General features: G+C 77.2%; 2 protein-coding genes. Both read left to right on the top strand.

The genetic code is table 11. The features are described from left to right. Positions 1-347: 347 nt before the first annotated feature. The gene (locus ACFV0O_RS25075; RefSeq protein ID WP_380345470.1) at positions 348-806 is read left to right on the top strand and encodes a hypothetical protein; all 459 of its coding nucleotides are present in this window, start codon (positions 348-350) and stop codon (positions 804-806) included. 102 nt (positions 807-908) lie between these two features. Further along, positions 909-1,598, top strand: a complete 690-nt coding sequence (locus ACFV0O_RS25070; protein ID WP_380345468.1) for a class F sortase — start codon at positions 909-911, stop codon at positions 1,596-1,598. The last annotated feature ends 103 nt before the right edge of the window (positions 1,599-1,701 follow it).

Here is a 1,701-nt window from a genome sequence, read left to right as displayed (position 1 = left end):
GCGGGGGTTTACCGCCCGGGGGGCGGTCCCCCCGCCGCCGGCGCCCCCGCGCGGGCCCCGCCCCGCGGGGGGGCGGGGGCGGGGCCCCGTCGCGCGCTCCGGCTCTCCACCCCGGCCCGGCCGCGCGCTCTCCCGCGCCCGCGGCGGATTCACCCGGATCACCGGCGCAGCCGGGTGAACACTCCCTGGACTCCACCCGAAGGGCGCACAGTCCGCACCGGCGCTGCCACGCTCCGGTGGCAGGCGGCGGCACGGTGGATGACGGTGGATCAGGCGCACCCCCCGCGAGTCCCCTTGTCCGGCACCGTGCCGGCAGTCGCGGTCCGCGCACCGAAAGGAACAACCTGATGCGTTCTGCACGCACCCTGCTCGCCGCGGCGGCCGTCGCCGCGGTCCTGACCGCCGGCGCCCCCATGGCCTTCGCCGACGGCTCCTCCTCCGACCAGGGCAAGAACCTCACCTGGCAGGAGAAGCCCGCCGACGGCTCGAAGCCGGCCGACAGTTCGAAGCCCGCGGACAGTTCGAAGCCTGCCGACAGTTCGAAGCCCGCCGACGACAAGATGGGCGGTGCCGCCTCCCAGGAGCACAAGGGCACCGAGGAGCACAAGGGCTCCGGCGAGCACAAGGGCACCGAGAGCAAGGACGAGGAGCACACGACCCCGCACGGCGGCGTGCACACCGGCGGCGGCGGCCTGGCGCTGTCCGGCGGCGGCCTCGCCTCCGGCGCGGTGCTGCTGCTCGGCGGCCTCGGGGCCGGCGCCTACGCCCTGCGCCGCGGCCGCCGTGCCTCCGGCGCGGTCGCCTGACGCCCCGCACCCTGCTTCCGCCGCCTCCGGGCGCCTCCCCGGCCGGGACGGGGCGCCCCGGGGGTGGCGGGCCGTTCGGAACCGGTTGAGCGGAGGACAGGAATGACGGGCGGTCCCGCCTCTGGAATGCCCCGGCTGCTGCGCGCCGGGATGGGCGCGGCAGCGGTCGGTCTGCTGCTGATCTACAACTCGGTGGACACCGGGCCGCGCACCGACGAGGCGGCGACCCAGGCCGCTCCCCCGGCGGCCGCCGCGCCTGCCGTCCCCGGGCCGTCGGCCGCCGCCTCCCCGCCGCCCGCGGCCGCCGTGCCGGGTACGCCGGCGCTCAAGAGCGCCAAGCCGACCCGGCTGCGGATCCCGCAGATCGCCGTGGACGCGCCGTTCACCGAGCTGACCCTCGGCCCGACCGGCCAGCTCAACGCGCCGCCGCCGGACGACAAGAACCTGGTCGGCTGGTACCGCGACGGCGTGACCCCGGGCGAGCGCGGCAGCGCGGTCGTCGCCGGGCACGTGGACACCACCAAGGGCCCGGCGGTGTTCCTGCTGCTGAGCCTGCTGCTGCCGGGCAACAAGGTCGAGGTGAGCCGCGCCGACGGCACCGTCGCGGTCTTCTCGGTGGACTCGGTGGAGACCTTCGCCAAGGACGCGTTCCCCGACAAGAAGGTGTACGGCAAGACGCCCGACGCCCAGCTGCGCCTGATCACCTGCGGCGGCGCGTACGACAAGAAGCGGCGGGACTACCTGGACAACGTGGTGGTCTTCGCCCACCTGGAGTCCTCGCACAAGGCCTGACGCGGCGCCCGCACGGAACGACCCGGGGGGCCCCCCGGGCCCCCGCGGGGGCCCCCCCCCCCCCCCCCCCCCCCCCCCCCCCCCCCCCCCCCCCCCCCCCCAC

The sequence above is a fragment of the Kitasatospora sp. NPDC059577 genome (genome assembly GCF_042735475.1).
In the GTDB taxonomy this organism is placed as follows: domain Bacteria; phylum Actinomycetota; class Actinomycetes; order Streptomycetales; family Streptomycetaceae; genus Kitasatospora.
This window is presented reverse-complemented; position numbering and strand designations above follow the sequence as displayed.

Coding starts and splice junctions, on each gene's coding strand:
- ACFV0O_RS25075 (WP_380345470.1), top strand. CDS start 348: ATGCGTTCTGCACGCACCCTGCTCGCCGCGGCGGCCGTCGCCGCGGTC.
- ACFV0O_RS25070 (WP_380345468.1), top strand. CDS start 909: ATGACGGGCGGTCCCGCCTCTGGAATGCCCCGGCTGCTGCGCGCCGGG.